The sequence below is a fragment of the Thioalkalivibrio sp. AKL17 genome, assembly GCF_000377885.1.
Lineage (GTDB): Bacteria > Pseudomonadota > Gammaproteobacteria > Ectothiorhodospirales > Ectothiorhodospiraceae > Thioalkalivibrio > Thioalkalivibrio halophilus.
In genome coordinates this window covers 17221-36293 of record NZ_KB898766.1, presented here as the reverse complement: position 1 = coordinate 36293, position 19073 = coordinate 17221, and the positions used below count along the sequence as shown (strand labels likewise).

Sequence of the window (19073 nt, the reverse complement as noted above, 5' to 3'; positions counted from 1 at the left end):
ACCTCAATCTTTGTGCTGTACAGTCCCGTCAATTCTGCTAACGTTGGACCGCATCATCCGCCGAAGCGTCACCGAATTCGGACCGGGCCACAGGATGGCCCCGGGGAGTGCGGACCTGACAGGGGAAATCATGATGTTGAAAACCAGAGCGACCACGACCTCTTTCGTGCTGCCGGGCGTACTGTTCAGTGTAACGCTGTTTCTGGGGGGCTGCGCGGCCACCGGAGACACCGACACCGGCAGCGGCACGGAAGATCCCGAGAACCGGACTGCCGAAACCGCCACCCCGGACAACGGGGAACGCCAGGAGGCCAGCGGCTCCGCCACCGAGGAAACCCCGGAGATCCGGGACTCGGCACCGGAGCGCTACGTCGTCAAGAAGGGCGACACCCTCTGGGACATCTCCGCAATGTACCTCGACGAACCCTGGTACTGGCCGGAGATCTGGGCGGTGAATCCGGAGATCGAGAACCCGCACCTGATCTATCCGGGCGATGTCCTGAGCATCCACTACGTGGACGGCGAACCGCGCATCACGGTCGACGGCGGCCCGCGCGTGCGGCCGACCAAGCGCCTCTCGCCGGAGGTCCGCGTGGAGGAGCTCGACGACGACACCCCGCCGATCTCCACGCTGCAGTCGTTCATGTTCCAGCCGCAGGTCCTCGACGAGGAGACCCTGGAACAGGCGCCCTACATCGTGGCCGCGGACGACGATCGCGTGATCTACGGCCCGGGCGACCGGGTTTATGTCCGCAATGCCGAGGACACGGAAGAATACGAGATCTACCACATCGTCCGGCGCGACGAGATGCTGCTGGATCCGGACACCGGCGAGGAACTGGGCGTCGCCACCATCCCGGTGGGTGAAGCCGAGATCGTCGAACCCGGGCACGTGGCGCGTGCCAACATCCGCCGTGGCGAACGCGAGACCATCCGCGGCGACCGCCTGGTTCCGTTCGCGGAAGAACAGGACTTGCTGTTCGAGATCGGCCGCCCGCCGGAAGACATCGACGGCCAGGTCATCAAGCTGTTCGATGCGATCAGCCAGATCGGCCGCTACCAGGCCGCGGTGATCAACCGCGGCGAGCGCGACGGCATCGAGAACGGCCACGTGTTCGCCGCCTACACCGCCGGCCGGACGGTCCGCGATCCGATCGCCGGGACCAACGAGTCCGTGGACCTGCCCGAAGAACGGGTCGGCGAGGTGATGGTCTTCAAGACCTTCGAGAAGGTCTCCTACGTGCTGGTGACCGAATCCGAGCGCACGCTGCGCGAGGGGTACACCGTCCGCCATCCGTAAGCCATGACCACCAGGGCGGATTCCGCGATGGAACGCGAGTCCCGCAACGACGCAGCCACGGCCGGGGTCGACCCCGGGCCGTGGCTGCGTCTTTTGCATACCCCCGGACTGGGGCCACGGCGCATCCAGCGCCTGCTGGAGGCCTTCGGCTCGCCACAGGCCGCGCTGGCCGCGCCCGCCCGGCAGTGGAGGGACGCCGACGTCGGCGTGGCCCCGCCAGAAAACCCCGACGATGACCACCCCGGCGTGGCGGCCGACCTGGCCTGGGAGCGCGCGGACGCGCGTCACCGCATCCTGTGTCGCGACGACCCCGACTATCCGCCGCTGCTGACGCAACTGCCCGACCCCCCGCCGGTGCTGTTCCTCAACGGCGACCCGGCCCTGCTGACCGCACCGCAGGTGGCCATCATCGGCAGCCGCGACGCGACTCCGCAGGGACTCAAGCTGGCCCGCGAGTTCGCTCGCGAGCTGGCGAGCGCCGGGGTCACCATCACCTCGGGTCTGGCGCGCGGGATCGACGGCGCCGCCCATCAGGGCGCACTGGATGCCCCGCAGGGGCGCACCACTGCCGTGGTCGCGACGGGGCCCGACCGCATCTATCCGGCCGCGCACCGGCGGCTGGGGCACCGCATCGCCGATCACGGCCTGATCGTGTCGCTCTGGCCCACGGGCACCCAGGCCCAGGCCGGGCACTTCCCGCAGCGCAACCGCGTGATCAGCGGGCTCGCCCTCGCGACCCTGGTGGTGGAAGCGGGCGACAACAGCGGCTCGCTGATTACCGCGCGGCTCGCCGGAGAACAGGGCCGGCAGGTCTACGCCGTCCCGGGCTCGGTGTTCAGCCCGGTCAGCCGGGGCTGCCACCGGTTGATCCGCGAAGGGGCGCAACTGGTCGAGACCGCCGGCGAGATCCTCGACGACCTGGCCGACTGGCTGGGCGTCCCGCCCGCCCCGCAACCCCCGGGGCCGGCGCCCGCCGAGCCGGTGGATCCGGAGCACGAAAGGGTCCTGCAGGCGATGGGTTTCGACCCGGTGGACATGGAAACCCTGCGCAGCCGGACTCAATTGACCATCGACACGCTTTCATCCATTCTCGTTTTACTGGAACTCAATGGCCGCGTGGCCGCCCTCGATCACGGGCGCTATCAGCGCCTCGACGCAGGATCCCCCGAATCATGAACGAAAGCGTGCTGGACGTGCTCATGTATCTGTTCGAGCACACCCTCGACGAAGAATCCGAGGCCGAACCCGATCGCGGCGAGCTGCAGCGGCAGCTGGTCGAAGCCGGTTTTGCGTCCGGGGAGATCGAGCGCGCCCTGGGCTGGCTGGACCGACTGATGAGCGAGGCCCCGCTGGCCAGCCGCGGTGGTGACAGCGCAGCCTGCCGCGTGTTCGCCCCCGAGGAACGCCAGCGCCTGAACATGGAAAGCCGCGGCTTCCTCCTCAATCTGGAACAGAACGGTCTGCTCACCGCCGGCACCCGCGAACTGGTGATGGACCGCGTGATGGAACTGGACGCCGAGGAGATCGACCTCGACCAGCTTCGCTGGGTGGTGTTGATGGTCCTGTTCAACCAGCCGGACGACGCCGTGGCCTACTCCCGGCTCGATGAGGTCATGCGCGACCACCTCGGCCCCACCGAGATGGATTATCTGCACTGATCCCGGCGTCACCGCCTCCCACGGAACCCGCCGCCACCGAGACGGTCCCGAGTCCCCATGAGCAAGCACCTCGTTATTGTTGAGTCCCCCGCCAAGGGGAAGACCATCGAGAAATACCTCGGCCCCGAGTATCAGGTCATGGCCTCCTATGGCCATGTGCGCGATCTCGTGCCCAAGGAAGGAGCGGTGGATCCGGAGGACGGGTTCCGCATGCGCTACGACGTGATCGAGCGCAGCGAAAAGCAGATCGAGGCGATCGCGAAGGCCCTGAAGAAATCCGACGACCTGATCCTCGCGACTGACCCCGACCGCGAAGGCGAGGCGATCTCCTGGCACCTCTACGAGGTCCTGCGCGAACGCGGCCTGCTCGAGAGCCGCAACGTCTACCGCGTGGTGTTCCACGAGATCACGAAGAAGGCCATCCAGGAGGCGATCGAACAGCCCCGCGAACTCGCCCAGCCGCTGATCGACGCCCAGCAGGCGCGCCGCGCGCTGGACTACCTGGTCGGCTTCAACCTCTCGCCGCTGCTGTGGCGCAAGATCAAGCGCGGCCTGTCCGCCGGACGCGTGCAGAGCCCGGCGCTGCGCATGATCTGCGAGCGCGAGAACGAGATCGAGGCCTTCGTCCCGCAGGAATACTGGACCCTGGACGCGAAGGCCGAACGCGAGGGCCAGCCGTTCACCGCGCGGCTGACCCACCTGGACGGCAACAAACTCAACCAGTTCGACCTCAACAGCGCCGAGCTCGCCCACGATGCGCAGGGCCGCCTGAACGAGGCCGCGAACGGTGAACTGCGCGTGGCGAAGGTCGAAAAGAAACAGCGCCGCCGCAATCCGGCCGCGCCGTTCACCACCTCGACCCTGCAGCAGGAGGCCTCGCGCAAGCTGGGCTTCAATGCCAGCCGCACCATGCGCACCGCCCAGCAGCTGTACGAGGGCATCGACCTGGGCTCCGGCGCGGAAGGCCTGATCACCTACATGCGAACCGACTCGGTCGCGCTGGCCGGCGAGGCGATCGGCGAGGCCCGCGGCCTGATCGAAGAGCGCTACGGGGCCGACAACCTCCCGGACAGCCCGCGCCAGTACAAGACCAAGTCGAAGAACGCGCAGGAGGCCCACGAGGCGATCCGTCCGACGTCGGTGCGGCGCATCCCCGACGAGGTCCGCAACCGCCTGACCAGCGACCAGGCCCGGCTGTACGACCTGATCTGGAAGCGTACCGTGGCCTGCCAGATGATCCACGCGACCTTCGACACCGTGGCCGCCGATCTGGTCCCGGGTGACACCGACCACCGCTTCCGCGCCACCGGCTCCACCCTGCGCCACGCCGGCTTCATCGCGGTCTACCAGGAGGGCCGCGACGACAGCGCGGACGACGACGAGGACAAGCGCCTGCCGGAGATGGCCGAGGGCGACACCGTCGCGCTGCACGAGGTCACCGCCGACCAGCACTTCACCGAGCCGCCGCCGCGCTACACCGAGGCCAGCCTGGTGAAGACCCTCGAGGAATACGGCATCGGCCGCCCGTCGACCTATGCCAGCATCATCTCGACCCTGCAGTCGCGCGAATACGTGGAGATGGACGGCAAGCGCTTCATCCCGACCGACACCGGCCGGATCGTGAACAGCTTCCTGACCCAGCATTTCGATCGCTACGTCGACTACGACTTCACCGCGAACCTGGAAGACGAGCTGGACGCGATCTCGCGCGGGGAAAAGGACTGGGTCCCGGTGCTGGAGGACTTCTGGGGCGATTTCCGCGACCGGGTCAAGGAAAAGGAAGAGAACGTCACCCGCGCCGAGGCGGTGCAGTCGCGCGAGCTGGGCACCGACCCGAAGAGCGGGCGGCCCGTCAGCGTTCGCCTGGGCCGTTTCGGGCCGATCGTGCAGATCGGCACCAAGGACGACGAGGAGAAGCCGCGCTTCGCGGGGCTGCTGCCCGGGCAGAAGATGGACAAGATCACCCTCGAGGAGGCACTGGAGCTGTTCAAGCTGCCGCGCGAGCTGGGCGAGACCCCCGAGGGCGAACCGGTGATGGTGAACATCGGGCGCTTCGGACCATATGTGAAGTACGGTTCCAGGTACGTCTCCCTGGGCCCGGACGACGACGTCTGGACCATCGAGCTGCCGCGCGCCCTGGAACTGGTGGCGGAGAAGAAGAAAAAGGACGCCGAACGCTTCATCAAGAGCTTCGACGAAGAAGGCATCCAGGTGCTGAACGGTCGCTACGGCCCCTATGTCACCGACGGCAACAAGAACGCCAAGGTGCCCAAGGAGACCGATCCCAAGTCCCTGACCCTGGAGCAGTGCCAGGAGCTGATCGCGAACGCCCCCGAGCGCAAGGGCCGCGGCCGCAAGGGCGGCAAGGCCGCGGCCAGCAAGTCGGGCGGCACGAAGAAGGCCTCCACGACCAGGTCGACCACTTCGAAATCCACCGCGTCGAAGTCAAAGTCCACGGGGTCGAAAGCATCAACCCAAAAAGGCACGAAGAGCTCGGGAACGAAATCCACGGGCTCAAAGGCCTCGGGTTCGAAGGCCTCGGGTTCGAAGTCCACCGGCACGAAATCGAGTGCATCGGGCAGCGGGAAATCCACCGGCAAGGCCACCAGCAAGAAATCGGGTGGCAAGGCCGGAAGCGACGGCGACTCCACGGAAAAATCCCCCAGCGACGAGACCGTTACCGCCAGCGGCCGTGGTTCCGACTGACGCGTCCACCCCCGGGCGGGGCACGACATCCATCGAGTCCGTGGCGCGCATCCTGCGCGCCGGTGGTGTGGTGGCCTACCCCACCGAGGGGGTGTTCGGCCTGGGCTGCCGGCCGGACGAGCCCGCCGCGGTGGAACGCATCCTCACCCTGAAGGGCCGCCCCGGCACCAAGGGCCTGATCCTGATCAGCGACCGCCTGGAGCGTCTTGTCGGGTGGCTGGCACCCCTGGATGCCGAGGCGCGCGCCCGGGTGGAGGCCAGCTGGCCGGGGCCAGTCACCTGGCTGTGGCCGGCCGCCCCCGAGTGTCCGGCCCTGCTGCGCGGCGAGCACGAGACCCTGGCGGTACGTGTGACCGCGCATCCTCCGGCCCGCGCACTGTGTGCAGCCGCCGAGAGCGCTCTGGTCTCCACCAGCGCCAATCCCGCCGGAGAGGCGCCCTGTACCGACTGGTCCTGCGTGGAACATCGCTTCGGCGACGGGGTGGATGCCATCCTGCAGGCCGCCTGCGGCGACCTCCCCGGCCCCACCGCCATCCGCGACGCGCGTACCGGCGCGTGGCTGCGCGGCGGCGGCGACCCCGAACCCGAACCGGACCATTGAGAGGAGCCGACATGGCCCGTGAAGACGACGTCTCCATCGATCGCGTGACCGAATACCTGCGGGGGCTGCAGGACCGCATCTGTGCCGGCATCGAGGAACTCGACGGCGAGGCCGGTTTCCACGAGGACGCCTGGGACCGCCCGGCCGGCGGCGGCGGGCGCACCCGGGTGCTGTCCGGCGGCGCGACCTTCGAGCAGGCCGGGGTCAACTTCTCGCACGTGATGGGCGACACCCTGCCGGCCTCGGCCACCGCCCACCGCCCGGAACTCGCCGGGCGCTCGTTCCAGGCCGCCGGGGTCTCGCTGGTGATCCACCCGCACAACCCCTATGTGCCCACCTCGCACGCCAACGTGCGGATCTTCGTCGCGGAGAAACCGGGCGAGGACCCGGTGTGGTGGTTCGGCGGCGGCTTCGACCTGACGCCCTACTACGGCTTCGACGAGGACTGCATCCACTGGCACCGCACCGCCGAGGCCGCCTGCCGGCCGTTCGGCGAGCACCTCTACCCCGAGCACAAGAAGTGGTGCGACGACTACTTCTTCCTCAAGCACCGCGGGGAACCGCGCGGCATCGGCGGGCTGTTCTTCGACGACTTCAACGAGGGCGGCTTCGAACACGCCTTCGGCTACATGAAGAGCGTGGGGGACGCCTACCTCGAGGCCTATGCCCCCATCGTGCGCCGCCGCCGCGATCTCGAATGGGGCGAGCGTGAACGCCAGTTCCAGCTCTACCGCCGCGGGCGCTACGTGGAGTTCAATCTGGTCTACGACCGGGGTACCCTGTTCGGCCTGCAGTCCGGCGGGCGCACCGAGTCGATCCTGATGTCGCTGCCCCCGCTGGTGCGCTGGGAATACAACTACCGGCCGGAAGCCGGCACCCCGGAGGCCGAACTCTACGAGCGCTACCTGGTGCCCCGCGACTGGCTGGCCGAGGCTGACTGAGAAAACCCGATCGAGGACGCGCACATATGACCGCCCCCATCGCCCCCTATCCTGCCAGCCGTCCACGCCGCATGCGCCGGGATGCCTTCTCCCGGCGGCTGATGCGCGAGCATCGCCTGAGCGCCGACGACCTGATCCTGCCGGTGTTCGTGACCGAAGGCGAAGGGGTGCGCGAACCGGTGCCCTCGATGCCCGGCGTGGAGCGGGTCTCCATTGACCAGCTGCTGATCGACGCGGCCGCCGGCCACCGCCTGGGCATCCCGGCCCTGGCCCTGTTTCCGGTGGTCCCGGCGGAGAAGAAGAGCCTGGACGCCGCCGAGGCATGGAACCCGGAGGGCCTCGCCCAGCGCGCGGTGCGCGCGCTGAAGGCCGAGCTTCCGGATCTGGGCGTGATCACCGACGTCGCGCTGGACCCGTTCACCACCCACGGCCAGGACGGCATCATCGATGACGACGGCTATGTGGTGAACGACATCACTGTGGAGGCCCTGGTGCGTCAGGCACGTTCGCATGCCGCGGCCGGCGCCGACGTGGTCGCGCCCTCGGACATGATGGACGGACGCATCGGCGCCATCCGTAGCGCGCTGGAAGACGACGGCCAGGTCCACACGCGCATCCTCGCCTACTCGGCGAAGTACGCCTCGGCCTTCTACGGCCCGTTCCGCGACGCGGTGGGCTCGGCCGGCAACCTCGGCCGCGGCAGCAAGGAGACCTACCAGATGGATCCGGCCAACGGCGAGGAGGCGATCCACGAGGTGGCCGCCGATCTGGCGGAGGGTGCCGATATGGTGATGATCAAGCCGGGCATGCCGTATCTCGACGTGGTCCACCGCATCCGCGAGCGCTTTCAGCGCCCGACCTTTGTCTACCACGTCTCCGGCGAATACGCGATGCTCAAGGCCGCCGCCGAACGCGGCTGGCTGGACGAGCGCGCCTGCGTGCTGGAGGCCCTGACCGGCATGAAGCGCGCCGGGGCGGACGGCATCCTCACCTATTACGCCCGGGCGGCGGCCGAATGGCTGGCGGAGGACGCCACATCATGAGCCGTCCCGATCGCTACGCGGTGGTGGGCAACCCGATCCATCATTCCCTGTCGCCGCGCATCCACACCCTGTTCGCCGAGCAGACCGGGCAGGCGATGACCTACGAGGCGCGCCGCGGCACCCCGGGGCAGTTCGCCGAAGAGGTCGGCGGCTGGCTGGCCGGGGAACTGCGCGGCGTGAACGTGACCGTGCCGTTCAAGGAGGATGCCTGCCAGCTCGCGGCCGTGCTCTCCGACCGGGCCCGCCGCGCCGGGGCCGCCAACACCCTGTGGACCGGCGACAACAGCCGCATCCATGGCGACAACACCGACGGCGTCGGCCTGCTGCGCGATCTGGAAGACCGCCTCGGCTGCGACCTGAACGGCCGCCGCATCCTGATCCTGGGGGCCGGCGGCGCCACCCGCGGCATCCTGCAGCCGCTGCTGGAACGCACGCCCGCCGAGCTGGTCGTCGCCAACCGCACCCCGGCCCGGGCCGAGGGCCTCGCCCGCGACTTCGCCGATCTCGCCGGCGACACCCACCTGGAGGCCTGCGCGCTGGACGCCCTGCCCGACGGCCCGTTCGATCTGATCCTCAACGCAACCGCCGCCGGGCTGTCCGAGGATGCCCTGGAGCTGCCCGCCGGTCTGGTCGGTCCGCGGACCACGGCCTACGACCTGGTCTACGGCCCGGCCGCCCTGCGCTTTCTCGACTGGGCCGAGGCGGCCGGCTGCGCGCTCAGCAGCGACGGTCTGGGCATGCTGGTGGAACAGGCCGCCGAGGCCTTCGCCATCTGGCGCGGGGTACACCCCGAAACCGGACCGGTACTGGCGACCCTGCGCCACGAAGCCGCCGACTGACCCGCCCCAGCCATGACCCCGCGCGAGCGCCTGTACGAGTACGCCCGCCTGACCCGGCTGGACCGGCCGGTGGGCATCTACCTGCTGCTGTGGCCGACGCTGTGGGCGTTGTGGATCGCCGCCGACGGCCTGCCACCCTGGCATCTGCTGTTCATCTTCGTCGCCGGGGTCACCCTGATGCGCTCGGCCGGCTGCGCGATCAACGACTATGCCGACCGCCATTTCGACGCCCATGTCACGCGCACCCGCGACCGCCCGCTGGCGATCGGCAGCATCACCCCGCGCGAGGCCCTGGCGGTGTTCGCGGCGCTGTGCCTGGCGGCCTTCGTGCTGGTGCTGTTCACCAACCCGCTGACCATCGCGTTCTCGGTGGTGGCGGTGCTGCTGGCGGGCACCTATCCGTTCTCCAAGCGTTTCCATCATTTCCCGCAGGTGCATCTGGGCGCGGCGTTCGCCTGGGCGGTGCCCATGGCCTTTACCGCGGTCAACAACGAACTGCCGCCGCCGGAGGCCTGGCTGCTGTTCGTGATCACCCTCGCATGGACCACGGTCTACGACACCTTCTACGGCATGGTCGACCGCGAGGACGACCTCAAGATCGGGGTGAAATCCACCGCCATCGCCTTCGGCGAGCTGGACCGCGCCATCACCGGGGCGCTCCAGGTGATGGTCTGGATCGGCCTGTTCCTGCTGGGACGCAATCTGGAGTTCGGCGGGGTCTACATGGCCGGGCTGGCGGTGGTCGCCGCGCTGATGTTCTACCAGCAGTTCCTGATCGCCGAACGCGAGCCGGCCGACTGCCTGCGGGCGTTCAGGAACAATCATTATCTCGGCGCGGTGGTGATGCTGGCGATGATCGGCGACCACCTGTGGCGCGCGGCCGCCTGAGCCGCCAACCGCGCCCCGCGAACAACGCACCTCAGGCCCGCGCGAGCGTCAGCGCCTCCACCCGCGCCGCCCCCGCCGCATACAGGGCCTCCGCCAGTGCATCCAGCGTGGCCCCGGTGGTCGCCACGTCATCCACCAGCAGCACACGGGCAGCCTCCGGGAATTCCGCACCGGGTTTCAGGGCAAAGGCACGTGCGACGTTGCGACGGCGTTCGCGCCGCCCCAGCCCCTGCTGCGACTCGGTCGCGCGCACCCGGACCACCAGCCGCGACGCCAGCGGCGCCTCCAGCACCCGCGCCACTTCGCGCGCCAGTTCCAGCGCCTGGTTGAAGCCACGCTCGCGGTAACGCTCGGGGTGCAGCGGCACCGGGACCACGCAATCCGGCCCCTGCTGCACGGCGCGCCGCGCATCCGCCAGCTCGCCCGCCGCGCGCCGGGCCAGCTCCCGGAGCACGCGTGCCGCGGTGGCGTCATCGGCATGCTTGCGTGCGAGGATCAGGCGATCCAGCGGCCAGCTATAGCGCCACGGGGCATGCAGTGCCGCCAGCCGCGGCTCGCGATCCCGGCACCGGGGACACGGACCCGCCACGGCGTCCGGCTCGCCACAGCGCGGACAGGGGGACACCACCCGTTCCAGTTCCGCCAGACAGCCCGCGCACAGGGCATCGCCCGGACCAACGCCGGCCCCGCAAAGCCCGCAGGCCGACGGAAACGGCCCCTCCAGCCAGCGCCGTACCCGCATTCCCGCTCTCCCCGTCATCCATGAAGGGCCGCATGCCATGATGCTAAACTCCGACCTTTTACCGGCAGGATAGCTCATGGAAACGAAGACCATCTCCGGACGCCGATCGCGGCGGGCGGCATCGCTGTTCGATATCGGGAACGTCATCGTCATCAGCGTGGCCGGTATCCCCCTGTTCCTCGTCGGCGGCGACGGGGTCGGCGTGGGCTTCATCATCGCGGCGATCGTGGGGATCGTCCCGCTGATCCTGTGGTTCGGGGGATCCATGGTCGTCTATGCCCTGAACAAGCATCACCCCGACCCGCGCGTGGGGCACCACACCCAGTGGGCCGCCTACCGGCTGTACGGCCTGATGGGCGCGCTGATCGTGGTGGCAACCTTCTTCCCGCCCGACATCGACTACTATCGCGCCTACTGGGCCGTGGCCGCGGTGATCCTGCTGCCGTGGTCGCTGTATGCCCTCTACACCATCTATCGCGAGCCATGGTCGGACATCGATGTCCCGGCCGAGGCCGACCAGGAGCACCACCTATGAGCGAGCTGCGCCACGACTGGACCACCGAGGAAGTCGAAACCCTGCTGGATCTGCCGCTGAACGACCTGATCTTCCGCGCGCAGACCGCCCATCGGGAATATTTCGACCCCAACGCGGTGCAGGTCAGCACGCTGCTGTCGATCAAGACCGGGGCCTGCCCGGAGGACTGCGCCTACTGCCCGCAGAGCGCCCACCACGAGGTCGAACTGGAACGCGAGCGCCTGCTGCCAGTGGAGGAGGTCGTCGAGGCCGCGCGCAACGCCCGCGCCCAGGGCGCGACCCGCTTCTGCATGGGCGCGGCCTGGCGCAACCCCACCGACAAGAATCTCGAGCGCGTGATCGAGATGGTGCGCGCGGTCAAGGACGAGGGACTGGAGACCTGCATGACCCTCGGCATGCTGAAGGCGGAGCAGGCCCGGCGCCTGTCCGAAGCGGGGCTGGACTACTACAACCACAACCTCGACACCTCGCCGGAGTTCTACGGCCACATCATCTCCACCCGCACCTACCAGGACCGGCTGGAGACCCTGGAGCACGTGCGCGAGGCCGGCATGAACGTCTGCTGCGGCGGCATCCTCGGCATGGGCGAGACGCGCCGTGACCGCGCGCGGATGCTGCAGCAGATGGGCAACCTGCCGAAGCACCCAGAGTCGGTGCCGATCAATCAGCTGATCCAGGTCGAGGGCACCCCGCTGCAGGACGTGGAGAACATCGATCCGCTGGAGTTCGTGCGGAGCATCGCGGTCGCGCGCATCGTGATGCCCGCCTCCTACGTGCGCCTGTCCGCCGGGCGCACCGAGATGTCCGACGAGATGCAGGCCCTGTGCTTTCTCGCCGGAGCCAACTCGCTGTTCTATGGCGACACCCTGCTGACCACGCCGAACCCCGGCGAGAACCACGACCTCGCGCTGTTCGAGCGCCTGGGCCTGCAGCCGGAAACCGCCGACGGGCACACCGGCGAGGGCACCGCCGAACCCGCCGCGCGCAGCGCGTGAGGCCAGGCGTCCGCCCGGCACCCCGGGGCGGACGCCTCCCGCCTGCCACCATCCCCGGCCAGGCATGAGCGACTCCCTGCAACGCTTCCTCCAGCAGCGCCTCGAGACCGTCCGCGAGGCCGGACTGTGGCGCCGCCTGCGCACGCTGGACGGGCCGCAGCAGCCGGAGCAGATCATCGACGGGAAGCCGGTCGTCGCCTTCTGTTCCAACGACTATCTCGGCCTGGCCGCCGATCCGGCGGTCAGCGCGGCCGCCCGCGAGGCCCTGGACGCATACGCCACCGGCGCCGGGGCCGCCCACCTGATCAACGGCCACACCCGGGCCCATGCCGAGCTGGAACAGGCGCTGGCGCGTTTCACCGGGCGCGAGCGGGCACTGGTCTTCTCCACCGGTTACATGGCCAACCTCGCGCTGGTACAGACCCTGGTCGGGCGTCACGACACGGTGTTCGAGGACCGCTGGAACCACGCCTCGCTGATCGACGCCGTGCGCCTGTCCGGCGCGCGCAGCCAGCGCTACCGCCACGCCGACCCCGAACATCTGCGCCAGCGTCTGGAGCGCGCGCCTGCCAACGGCCACCGGCTGATCGTCACCGACGGGGTCTTCTCCATGGACGGCGACATCGCGCCGCTGCCACAGCTGGCCGCGCTGGCCCGCGAGTTCGACGCCTGGCTGATGGTGGACGACGCCCACGGTTTCACGGTGCTGGGCGAGACCGGGGGCGGCAGCTGCCAGCATTTCGGCCTGGATGCCGGCGACGTACCGATCCTGATGGGCACCCTGGGCAAGGGCTTCGGCACCGCCGGGGCCTTCGTTGCCGGCAGTGAGGCGCTGATCGAGGCCCTGATCCAGACCGCACGCCCGTATATCTACACCACGGCGATGCCCGCCGCGCTGGCCGCCGCCACCCTGGCGTCCGTCCGCATCGCCGAGGCCGCCGGCGACCGCCGCGAACACCTGCGCGCCCTGATCCGGCGCCTGGGCGCCGGGCTGGATGCCCTGGGCCTGCCTCACCCGCCGCCGGACACGCCCATCCAGCCGGTGATCCTGGGCGATGCGGCGCACACCACGGCCATCGCCGAGCGCCTGCAGCAGGCCGGCTTCCTGGTTCCCGCCATCCGCCCGCCCACGGTCCCCGAGGGCCAGGCCCGTCTGCGCATCACCCTGTCCGCCGCCCACAGCGAAGCCCAGGTCGACGCCCTGCTGAACGCACTCGAGCGCGCCCTGCGGGCCGAATCCGCAAACTGAGACCTCGCAGACAGCAGGAACGTGAACGACTTCCCGTTCCAGCGTCGCGATTCACCGTCGGTTCAGCGCCCCGTGGCACGTTTTCTCCAAACGCACGCACGGAGGGCCGGAAACATGCGACGTAACCGACTCATACCCAAAATCCTCGCGACGGCAATGCTGGCCGGCTTCGCGGCCGATGCGGTGGCACAGCCGCCACCGCATGCGCCCGCGCACGGCTGGCGCGCCCAGAACGATCCCGGCTATGCCGGCTACCATGGCCACACCCGCGACCGCTGGGATGACCACTGGGGCATCCTTGAAGGCCGCTGCAACCGGGACCGCATCGGCGCGGCCATCGGCGGCGGCGCGGGCGCCATCATCGGCCACCGCGTGGGTGACGGCGATACCGTGGCGGTACTCATCGGGGCGGCCGGCGGGGCCCTGCTGGGCGGGCTGATCGGCCGCGAACTGGACGGCCGCGACCAGGCCTGCATGGGGCATGCCCTCGAACTGGCCGACAGCGGGCAGGACGTCCGCTGGGAAACCGATCAGGGCGAGAAGGTCCATTTCACGCCCGGCGAAACCCGATCGCAAGGGTGCCGCCCGTTCGAGATGACCATCGACGGAGAACGGCACACCGGCACCGCCTGTCCCGACGAGGAAGGCAGCTGGGCGCTGAAGGACTGATTCCGGCCGTGCGCGCGAGCGCTCACAGCTCGCCGCGTTCGGCCAGCGACACGGCGGTATCGCCGATGATCAGGTGATCCACCAGGCGCACGTCGATCAGCGACAGCGCCTCGCTCAGGCGCCGGGTGATCAGCGCATCCGAGCGCGAGGGCTCGGCCACGCCGGAAGGATGGTTGTGGGCGAGGATGACCGCGGCGGCGTTGTGGTGCAGTACCCGCCGCACCACCTCGCGCGGGTGCACGCTGGCGCCGTCGATGGTGCCGCGGAACAGTTCCTCGAACGCCAGCACCCGGTGGCGATTGTCGAGGAACAGCACGCCGAAGACTTCGAACGGGTAGTCGCGCAGGCGCGCACTCAGAAACCGGCGGGTGGCCGCCGGCGAGGTCAGCGCCTCGCCGCGCTCCAGGTCCGCCTCCAGGTGGCGGCGGCCCATTTCCAGCACGGCCTGCAGCTGGGCGTACTTGGCCTGTCCCAGACCGGGCGCCGCACAGAACCCGGCCTCGTCGGCCTGCAGCAGCGGGCGCAGCCCGCCGAAGCGGGACAGCAGGTCGCGCGCGACATCCACCGCACTCTTGCCGGTCACGCCGGTGCGCAGAAAGATCGCCAGCAGTTCGGCATCCGACAGCGCGGCGGCACCGCGCTCCAGCAGTTTCTCGCGCGGGCGCTCGCCCGCCGGCCAGTCCGTGATGGCCATATCCACCTCCCTGTGGTCCGTATCCGGTTCGATCCTGCCCCGCCCGCCCGACGCGCGCAAGCCGCGACGGCGGGCCCGCTGTTAGAATCTCCCCGATGAACCAAACGACCTGCAGCGACGGGGACTCCGGCGGGCCACGCATCCTGGTGGGGGTCAGCGGCGGCATCGCGGCGTACAAGGCCTGCGAGCTGGTGCGCGAACTGCGCCGCCGCGGCTGCGCGGTGCGCGTGGTGATGACCGCGGGGGCGCAGGCCTTCGTCACCCCGCTGACCTTCCAGGCGCTGTCCGGCGAGCCGGTGCGCACCCATCTGCTGGACGCCGAAGCGGAATCCGGGATGGACCACATCGCCCTGGCGCGCTGGGCCGACCACATCGTGGTCGCCCCCGCCAGCGCGGACCTGATGGCGCGCATGGCCCAGGGGCTGGCCGACGACCTGCTGACCACCCTGCTGCTGGCCACCACCGCCCCGGTCACCCTGGCCCCGGCGATGAACCACCGCATGTGGGAGCACCCGGCGACCCGTGCCAACCACACCACCCTGCGCGAGCGCGGCGTGCGGTTCGTCGGGCCGGACAGCGGCGAGCAGGCCTGTGGCGAGCAGGGCGCCGGACGCATGGCGGAACCGGCGAACATTACTTCCGCCCTGCTGGATACAACCCCCGGCCCGCTGCAGGGCCGCCGTATCCTGATCACCGCCGGGCCGACCCGCGAACCGGTGGACCCGGTGCGCTACCTCGGCAACCGCAGCTCCGGACGCATGGGGTTTGCCGTGGCCGCCGCCGCGCGCGATGCCGGCGCCCGGGTCACCCTGGTGCACGGACCCTGCGAGCTGGCGGTACCGCCCGGCGTGCAGGCGCATGCGGTGGAAACGGCGGCGGAGATGCATGCGGCCGTACTGGAGGCGCTGGACGGCACGGAGGTGTTCATCGCCACCGCCGCGGTGGCCGACTACCGGCCCGCCACCCCGGCCGCGCAGAAGCTGAAAAAGACCCGCGAAGACCTGACGCTGGAACTGGAACGCACCCCGGACATCCTCGCCGACGTCGCCCGGCGGGTCGACGGACTTGCAGCGCGGCCGCTGCTGGTCGGATTCGCCGCCGAGACCGGCAATCTGCGGGAATACGCCCGCGACAAGCTCGTCGCCAAGGGCCTGGATCTGGTCGCCGCCAACCGCGTGGACGGCGGCCGGGGCTTCGGCCACGGCGACAACAGCCTGCTGTGCCTGTGGCCCGACGGCGAACGCGAACTGCCACGCCAGCCCAAGGACCGCCTGGCCCGCGAACTGATCAACCTGATCGCCGAGCGCCTGCAGACGCACCCGGCCAACCCCTCTCCGACCCAAGGAAACTGACGCATGCCCGCCCCGGAAATCGATCTGAAGGTCCTTGATCCGCGCATGGGCACGGACTTCCCGCTTCCCGCGCCCGCCACCGAGGGCTCCGCCGGCGTGGATCTGCGCGCCATGCTGGAAGAACCGCTGAACCTGGCCCCCGGCGAAGCCGAGCTGCTGCCCACCGGACTGGCGGTGCACATCGCCGACCCGGGCTACGCCGGCATGATCCTCCCGCGCTCGGGCCTGGGCCACAAGAAGGGCCTGGTGCTGGGCAACCTGGTCGGACTGATCGACGCCGACTACCAGGGCCCGCTGATGGTCTCCGCCTGGAACCGCAGTGATGCACCGATCTCCATCGACGTCGGCGACCGCATCGCGCAGCTGGTCATCGTGCCGGTACTGCAGCCGCGGTTCCGCGTGGTGGATGACTTCGAGCAAAGCGAGCGCGGTGCCGGCGGCTTCGGTTCATCCGGCCAGCGCTGACGCCGTTCGCCCGCACCGCGGCCCCGCGCCGGGTGATAAACTCCGCCCCCGAACGTCAACCGGACCCCCAGCCATGGACACCGACACCGCCCATTCCGTCGCCCATGTCCTGATCGAGGCGCTGCCCTACATCCAGCGTTTCGCAGGCAAGACCATCGTCATCAAGTACGGCGGCAACGCGATGACCGAGGACCACCTGAAGGCGAGCTTCGCGCGCGACATCGTGCTGCTCAAGCAGGTGGGCGTAAACCCGGTGGTGGTCCATGGTGGAGGCCCGCAGATCGGTGACCTGCTGGACCGCCTCGGCAAGAAATCGGAGTTCGTCGACGGCCTGCGGGTGACCGACCGCGAGACCATGGACGTGGTGCAGATGGTCCTCGGCGGGATCGTCAACCAGGAGATCGTGTCCCTGATCAACCGTTACGGCGGCCGCGCGGTGGGCCTGACCGGCAAGGACGGGCAGATGATCCGCGCCACGCCGCTGCGCGGCGAGGATCCCGACGTGGATCTGGGCCATGTCGGTCAGGTGGAAGGCGTGGATCCGGCCATCGTGCATACCCTCGACCACAGCAGCTTCATCCCGGTGATCGCCCCCATCGGCTTCGACCGCGAGGGGCGCGCCTACAACATCAACGCCGATACCGCGGCGGAAAAGCTCGCGGTAGTGCTGGACGCGGAGAAGCTGTTCCTGCTGACCAACACCCCCGGGGTGCTGGACGGCGCCGGCACGCTGCTGCCGAAGCTCGCCGCGCCGCAGGTGGACGAGATGATCCGTGACGGGACCATCCATGGCGGCATGATCCCCAAGATCCGCTGTGCCCTGGATGCGGTGCGCAGCGGCGTGAACGCCACCCACATCGTCGACGGCCGGGTGGAACACGCGGTCCTGCTGGAACTGCTGACCGACGAGGGCGTGGGCACCCTGATCAGCCGCTGACCCGCCGCCCGGGCACGGCGCGGCGGGGTGCGCTCAGTCCTCCTCCAGGACCAGCTCGCGGAAATCCTCGGCGTCCGCGTCGAACTGCACGTTCATATCGTCGATACGGGCCTGCTGGCGATCCAGGTAGGAACGTTCGCGCTCCAGACGCCCGCGAACGTCCTCCAGCTCGCTGGAATAGCGCTGCTGGAGGCCGGGATCATCCCGATTGCGGCTCTTCTGTTCCTCGATGCGGTCCCGCTCACGCTCCAGCCGCTCGGCCTGACGTTCACTCAGGCGGATGTTGTTCTCCAGCGCCTGTACACGCCGTTCACGCTGGCGTTCGATCTCGTCGAGCGAATCGTAGGCCCGCTCCAGCTGGCGCTTGCGGGCCGCCTGGCTGCTGGCATTACCCTCACCCGACTCCTGCGCCTGCTCGGCGCGCCGGCGTTCCTCGGCCACGGCCTCGCGTTCCTCGGCGGTGGGCGGGGCCGGCACCACCTCGCGCACGAAGCCCTGGCGGTCGTACACTTGCCGCTCGCGGTCGCTGGCCTCCGGCTGCGGGGTGTTCGAGAAATGCACCGTGCCGTCATCATCCACCCAGCGATGGATGTCGCCGGCCACCGCCGGTGCCACCGGCATGGCCAGCAGCATGACCAGCGCGCCGAGCAGCACCCCGACACCCATCCCGTTCCCGTACATTGGTCCGCTTACTCTCATGTCCATCCTCGAGCATCTCGGGCTCGCGCTCGTGGCCCTCATCGCCAACGGCTTCTCCGCGCTGGCGGGCGGCGGCGCGGGGCTCTTGCAGCTCCCGGCCCTGATCTTCCTCGGCCTGCCCTACCCGGTGGCCCTGGCGACTCACAAGATCGCCACGGTGGCCCTGGGGGCGGGCGCTGGCCTGCGACATGTGAAGGAAAGCACATTTTCCCCGGCTCGACTAGGGGTCATCCTGGGGGCCGGCGTACCGGGCGTACTGCTGGGGGCCTGGCTGGTGCTGGAGATCCCGCCACGCGCCGGGGAGATCGCCCTGGGCCTGCTGACCGTCGCCCTGGGCTGGTATTCCTGGCGGCGCCCGCAGCTGGGACAGACGCGCCGGATCACCTCCGACAGCCTCAATCACGCGCTGATCGGTGCCGCCGGGCTGTTCGTGATCGGCATCCTCAACGGTTCGCTGGCCTCGGGCACCGGCCTGATGGTCACGCTGTGGCTGGTGCGCTGGTACGGCATGAGCTACACCGAGGCCGTCGGCTACACCATGGTCCTGGTGGGTCTGGTGTGGAATGGTGCCGGCGCGCTGATGCTGGGCACCTTCGGCACGGTGCAGTGGGACTGGCTGCCGGCGCTGCTGGTGGGCAGCTTCATCGGCGGCTATCTGGGCGCCACGCTGGCGATCCGCTACGGCAACCGCCTGGTCAAACGCGCGTTCGAGGTGGTCACGGTCCTCACCGGCATCGCACTGCTGCTGCCAGTCCCGTAA

20 protein-coding genes are annotated in these 19073 nt (G+C 69.6%); 17 read left to right on the top strand and 3 right to left on the bottom strand.

Annotated features, from left to right (window positions below):
- The first annotated feature begins 133 nt into the window (after nucleotides 1-133).
- The 9 genes from D577_RS0106260 to ubiA are packed head-to-tail and all read left to right on the top strand — an operon-like array spanning nucleotide 134 to nucleotide 9976.
- Nucleotides 134-1300 carry a LysM peptidoglycan-binding domain-containing protein gene (locus D577_RS0106260; RefSeq protein ID WP_018946674.1) on the top strand — a complete coding sequence of 389 codons (1167 nt, stop codon included), beginning with the start codon at nucleotides 134-136 and terminating at the stop codon, nucleotides 1298-1300.
- A gap of 27 nt (nucleotides 1301-1327) precedes the next feature.
- Nucleotides 1328-2476 (top strand): DNA-processing protein DprA, encoded by a 1149-nt coding sequence (gene dprA / locus D577_RS0106255; RefSeq protein ID WP_018946673.1) that lies wholly within the window; start codon nucleotides 1328-1330, stop codon nucleotides 2474-2476.
- A complete protein-coding gene (locus tag D577_RS0106250) occupies nucleotides 2473-2958 on the top strand; it encodes a DUF494 family protein (RefSeq protein WP_018946672.1) in 486 nt (161 codons plus the stop codon). The genes dprA and D577_RS0106250 overlap by 4 nt, the downstream gene beginning before the upstream one ends.
- A gap of 57 nt (nucleotides 2959-3015) precedes the next feature.
- Nucleotides 3016-5664 (top strand): DNA topoisomerase I, encoded by a 2649-nt coding sequence (locus D577_RS0106245; RefSeq protein WP_018946671.1) that lies wholly within the window; start codon nucleotides 3016-3018, stop codon nucleotides 5662-5664.
- A gap of 31 nt (nucleotides 5665-5695) precedes the next feature.
- The gene (locus D577_RS0106240; protein ID WP_026288936.1) at nucleotides 5696-6265 is read left to right on the top strand and encodes an L-threonylcarbamoyladenylate synthase; all 570 of its coding nucleotides are present in this window, start codon (nucleotides 5696-5698) and stop codon (nucleotides 6263-6265) included.
- A gap of 11 nt (nucleotides 6266-6276) precedes the next feature.
- Nucleotides 6277-7206, top strand: a complete 930-nt coding sequence (hemF, locus tag D577_RS0106235) for an oxygen-dependent coproporphyrinogen oxidase (protein WP_018869173.1) — start codon at nucleotides 6277-6279, stop codon at nucleotides 7204-7206.
- A gap of 26 nt (nucleotides 7207-7232) precedes the next feature.
- The gene (gene hemB / locus D577_RS0106230; protein ID WP_018946669.1) at nucleotides 7233-8249 is read left to right on the top strand and encodes a porphobilinogen synthase; all 1017 of its coding nucleotides are present in this window, start codon (nucleotides 7233-7235) and stop codon (nucleotides 8247-8249) included.
- The gene (gene aroE, locus D577_RS0106225) at nucleotides 8246-9088 is read left to right on the top strand and encodes a shikimate dehydrogenase (RefSeq protein ID WP_018946668.1); all 843 of its coding nucleotides are present in this window, start codon (nucleotides 8246-8248) and stop codon (nucleotides 9086-9088) included. Before hemB ends, aroE begins: the two co-directional genes overlap by 4 nt.
- A gap of 12 nt (nucleotides 9089-9100) precedes the next feature.
- The gene (gene ubiA / locus D577_RS0106220; RefSeq protein WP_018946667.1) at nucleotides 9101-9976 is read left to right on the top strand and encodes a 4-hydroxybenzoate octaprenyltransferase; all 876 of its coding nucleotides are present in this window, start codon (nucleotides 9101-9103) and stop codon (nucleotides 9974-9976) included.
- 31 nt (nucleotides 9977-10007) lie between these two features.
- On the opposite strand, the gene D577_RS0106215 is transcribed toward ubiA, so the two are convergent.
- The gene (locus D577_RS0106215; protein ID WP_018946666.1) at nucleotides 10008-10718 is read right to left on the bottom strand and encodes a ComF family protein; all 711 of its coding nucleotides are present in this window, start codon (nucleotides 10716-10718) and stop codon (nucleotides 10008-10010) included.
- A gap of 76 nt (nucleotides 10719-10794) precedes the next feature.
- Between D577_RS0106215 and D577_RS0106210 the strand changes: the two genes are divergently transcribed.
- From D577_RS0106210 to D577_RS0106195, 4 genes are all read left to right on the top strand, one after another.
- The gene (locus D577_RS0106210; protein ID WP_018946665.1) at nucleotides 10795-11253 is read left to right on the top strand and encodes a hypothetical protein; all 459 of its coding nucleotides are present in this window, start codon (nucleotides 10795-10797) and stop codon (nucleotides 11251-11253) included.
- Complete coding sequence (gene bioB, locus D577_RS0106205) at nucleotides 11250-12248, top strand: biotin synthase BioB (protein ID WP_018946664.1); 999 nt, start codon at nucleotides 11250-11252, stop codon at nucleotides 12246-12248. Before D577_RS0106210 ends, bioB begins: the two co-directional genes overlap by 4 nt.
- Before the next feature lie 64 nt (nucleotides 12249-12312).
- Nucleotides 12313-13497, top strand: a complete 1185-nt coding sequence (gene bioF / locus D577_RS0106200; RefSeq protein WP_018946663.1) for an 8-amino-7-oxononanoate synthase — start codon at nucleotides 12313-12315, stop codon at nucleotides 13495-13497.
- Between the two features lie 114 nt (nucleotides 13498-13611).
- Nucleotides 13612-14166, top strand: a complete 555-nt coding sequence (locus tag D577_RS0106195) for a YMGG-like glycine zipper-containing protein (RefSeq protein WP_026288935.1) — start codon at nucleotides 13612-13614, stop codon at nucleotides 14164-14166.
- Between the two features lie 22 nt (nucleotides 14167-14188).
- On the opposite strand, the gene radC is transcribed toward D577_RS0106195, so the two are convergent.
- Nucleotides 14189-14860: a DNA repair protein RadC gene (gene radC / locus D577_RS0106190; protein ID WP_018946661.1), complete on the bottom strand. Its 672-nt coding sequence runs from the start codon at nucleotides 14858-14860 to the stop codon at nucleotides 14189-14191.
- A gap of 95 nt (nucleotides 14861-14955) precedes the next feature.
- Between radC and coaBC the strand changes: the two genes are divergently transcribed.
- The 3 genes from coaBC (at nucleotide 14956) to argB (ending at nucleotide 17614) form a co-directional block, all read left to right on the top strand.
- Nucleotides 14956-16212 (top strand): bifunctional phosphopantothenoylcysteine decarboxylase/phosphopantothenate--cysteine ligase CoaBC, encoded by a 1257-nt coding sequence (gene coaBC, locus D577_RS0106185; protein ID WP_018946660.1) that lies wholly within the window; start codon nucleotides 14956-14958, stop codon nucleotides 16210-16212.
- Between the two features lie 3 nt (nucleotides 16213-16215).
- Nucleotides 16216-16677 carry a dUTP diphosphatase gene (gene dut / locus D577_RS0106180; RefSeq protein WP_018946659.1) on the top strand — a complete coding sequence of 154 codons (462 nt, stop codon included), beginning with the start codon at nucleotides 16216-16218 and terminating at the stop codon, nucleotides 16675-16677.
- 73 nt (nucleotides 16678-16750) lie between these two features.
- On the top strand, nucleotides 16751-17614 hold the full coding sequence (gene argB / locus D577_RS0106175; protein WP_018946658.1) for an acetylglutamate kinase: 864 nt from the start codon (nucleotides 16751-16753) through the stop codon (nucleotides 17612-17614).
- Nucleotides 17615-17647: 33 nt separating this feature from the next.
- Here the strand turns inward: argB and D577_RS0106170 are convergent, their stop codons facing one another.
- Nucleotides 17648-18295, bottom strand: a complete 648-nt coding sequence (locus D577_RS0106170; RefSeq protein ID WP_018946657.1) for a DUF4124 domain-containing protein — start codon at nucleotides 18293-18295, stop codon at nucleotides 17648-17650.
- A 16-nt stretch (nucleotides 18296-18311) separates the two neighbouring features.
- On the opposite strand from D577_RS0106170, the gene D577_RS0106165 reads away from it, so the two are divergent.
- Entirely contained in the window at nucleotides 18312-19073 is a 762-nt protein-coding gene (locus tag D577_RS0106165) for a sulfite exporter TauE/SafE family protein (protein WP_018946656.1), read from the top strand.

Excerpts from the sequence above, each read along its gene's own strand:
- D577_RS0106260 (WP_018946674.1), top strand. The coding sequence starts at position 134 with ATGTTGAAAACCAGAGCGACCACGACCTCTTTCGTGCTGCCGGGCGTA.
- dprA (WP_018946673.1), top strand. The coding sequence starts at position 1,328 with ATGGAACGCGAGTCCCGCAACGACGCAGCCACGGCCGGGGTCGACCCC.
- D577_RS0106250 (WP_018946672.1), top strand. The coding sequence starts at position 2,473 with ATGAACGAAAGCGTGCTGGACGTGCTCATGTATCTGTTCGAGCACACC.
- D577_RS0106245 (WP_018946671.1), top strand. The coding sequence starts at position 3,016 with ATGAGCAAGCACCTCGTTATTGTTGAGTCCCCCGCCAAGGGGAAGACC.
- hemF (WP_018869173.1), top strand. The coding sequence starts at position 6,277 with ATGGCCCGTGAAGACGACGTCTCCATCGATCGCGTGACCGAATACCTG.
- hemB (WP_018946669.1), top strand. The coding sequence starts at position 7,233 with ATGACCGCCCCCATCGCCCCCTATCCTGCCAGCCGTCCACGCCGCATG.
- aroE (WP_018946668.1), top strand. The coding sequence starts at position 8,246 with ATGAGCCGTCCCGATCGCTACGCGGTGGTGGGCAACCCGATCCATCAT.
- ubiA (WP_018946667.1), top strand. The coding sequence starts at position 9,101 with ATGACCCCGCGCGAGCGCCTGTACGAGTACGCCCGCCTGACCCGGCTG.
- D577_RS0106215 (WP_018946666.1), bottom strand. The coding sequence starts at position 10,718 with ATGCGGGTACGGCGCTGGCTGGAGGGGCCGTTTCCGTCGGCCTGCGGG.
- D577_RS0106210 (WP_018946665.1), top strand. The coding sequence starts at position 10,795 with ATGGAAACGAAGACCATCTCCGGACGCCGATCGCGGCGGGCGGCATCG.
- bioB (WP_018946664.1), top strand. The coding sequence starts at position 11,250 with ATGAGCGAGCTGCGCCACGACTGGACCACCGAGGAAGTCGAAACCCTG.
- bioF (WP_018946663.1), top strand. The coding sequence starts at position 12,313 with ATGAGCGACTCCCTGCAACGCTTCCTCCAGCAGCGCCTCGAGACCGTC.
- D577_RS0106195 (WP_026288935.1), top strand. The coding sequence starts at position 13,612 with ATGCGACGTAACCGACTCATACCCAAAATCCTCGCGACGGCAATGCTG.
- radC (WP_018946661.1), bottom strand. The coding sequence starts at position 14,860 with ATGGCCATCACGGACTGGCCGGCGGGCGAGCGCCCGCGCGAGAAACTG.
- coaBC (WP_018946660.1), top strand. The coding sequence starts at position 14,956 with ATGAACCAAACGACCTGCAGCGACGGGGACTCCGGCGGGCCACGCATC.
- dut (WP_018946659.1), top strand. The coding sequence starts at position 16,216 with ATGCCCGCCCCGGAAATCGATCTGAAGGTCCTTGATCCGCGCATGGGC.
- argB (WP_018946658.1), top strand. The coding sequence starts at position 16,751 with ATGGACACCGACACCGCCCATTCCGTCGCCCATGTCCTGATCGAGGCG.
- D577_RS0106170 (WP_018946657.1), bottom strand. The coding sequence starts at position 18,295 with ATGTACGGGAACGGGATGGGTGTCGGGGTGCTGCTCGGCGCGCTGGTC.
- D577_RS0106165 (WP_018946656.1), top strand. The coding sequence starts at position 18,312 with ATGTCCATCCTCGAGCATCTCGGGCTCGCGCTCGTGGCCCTCATCGCC.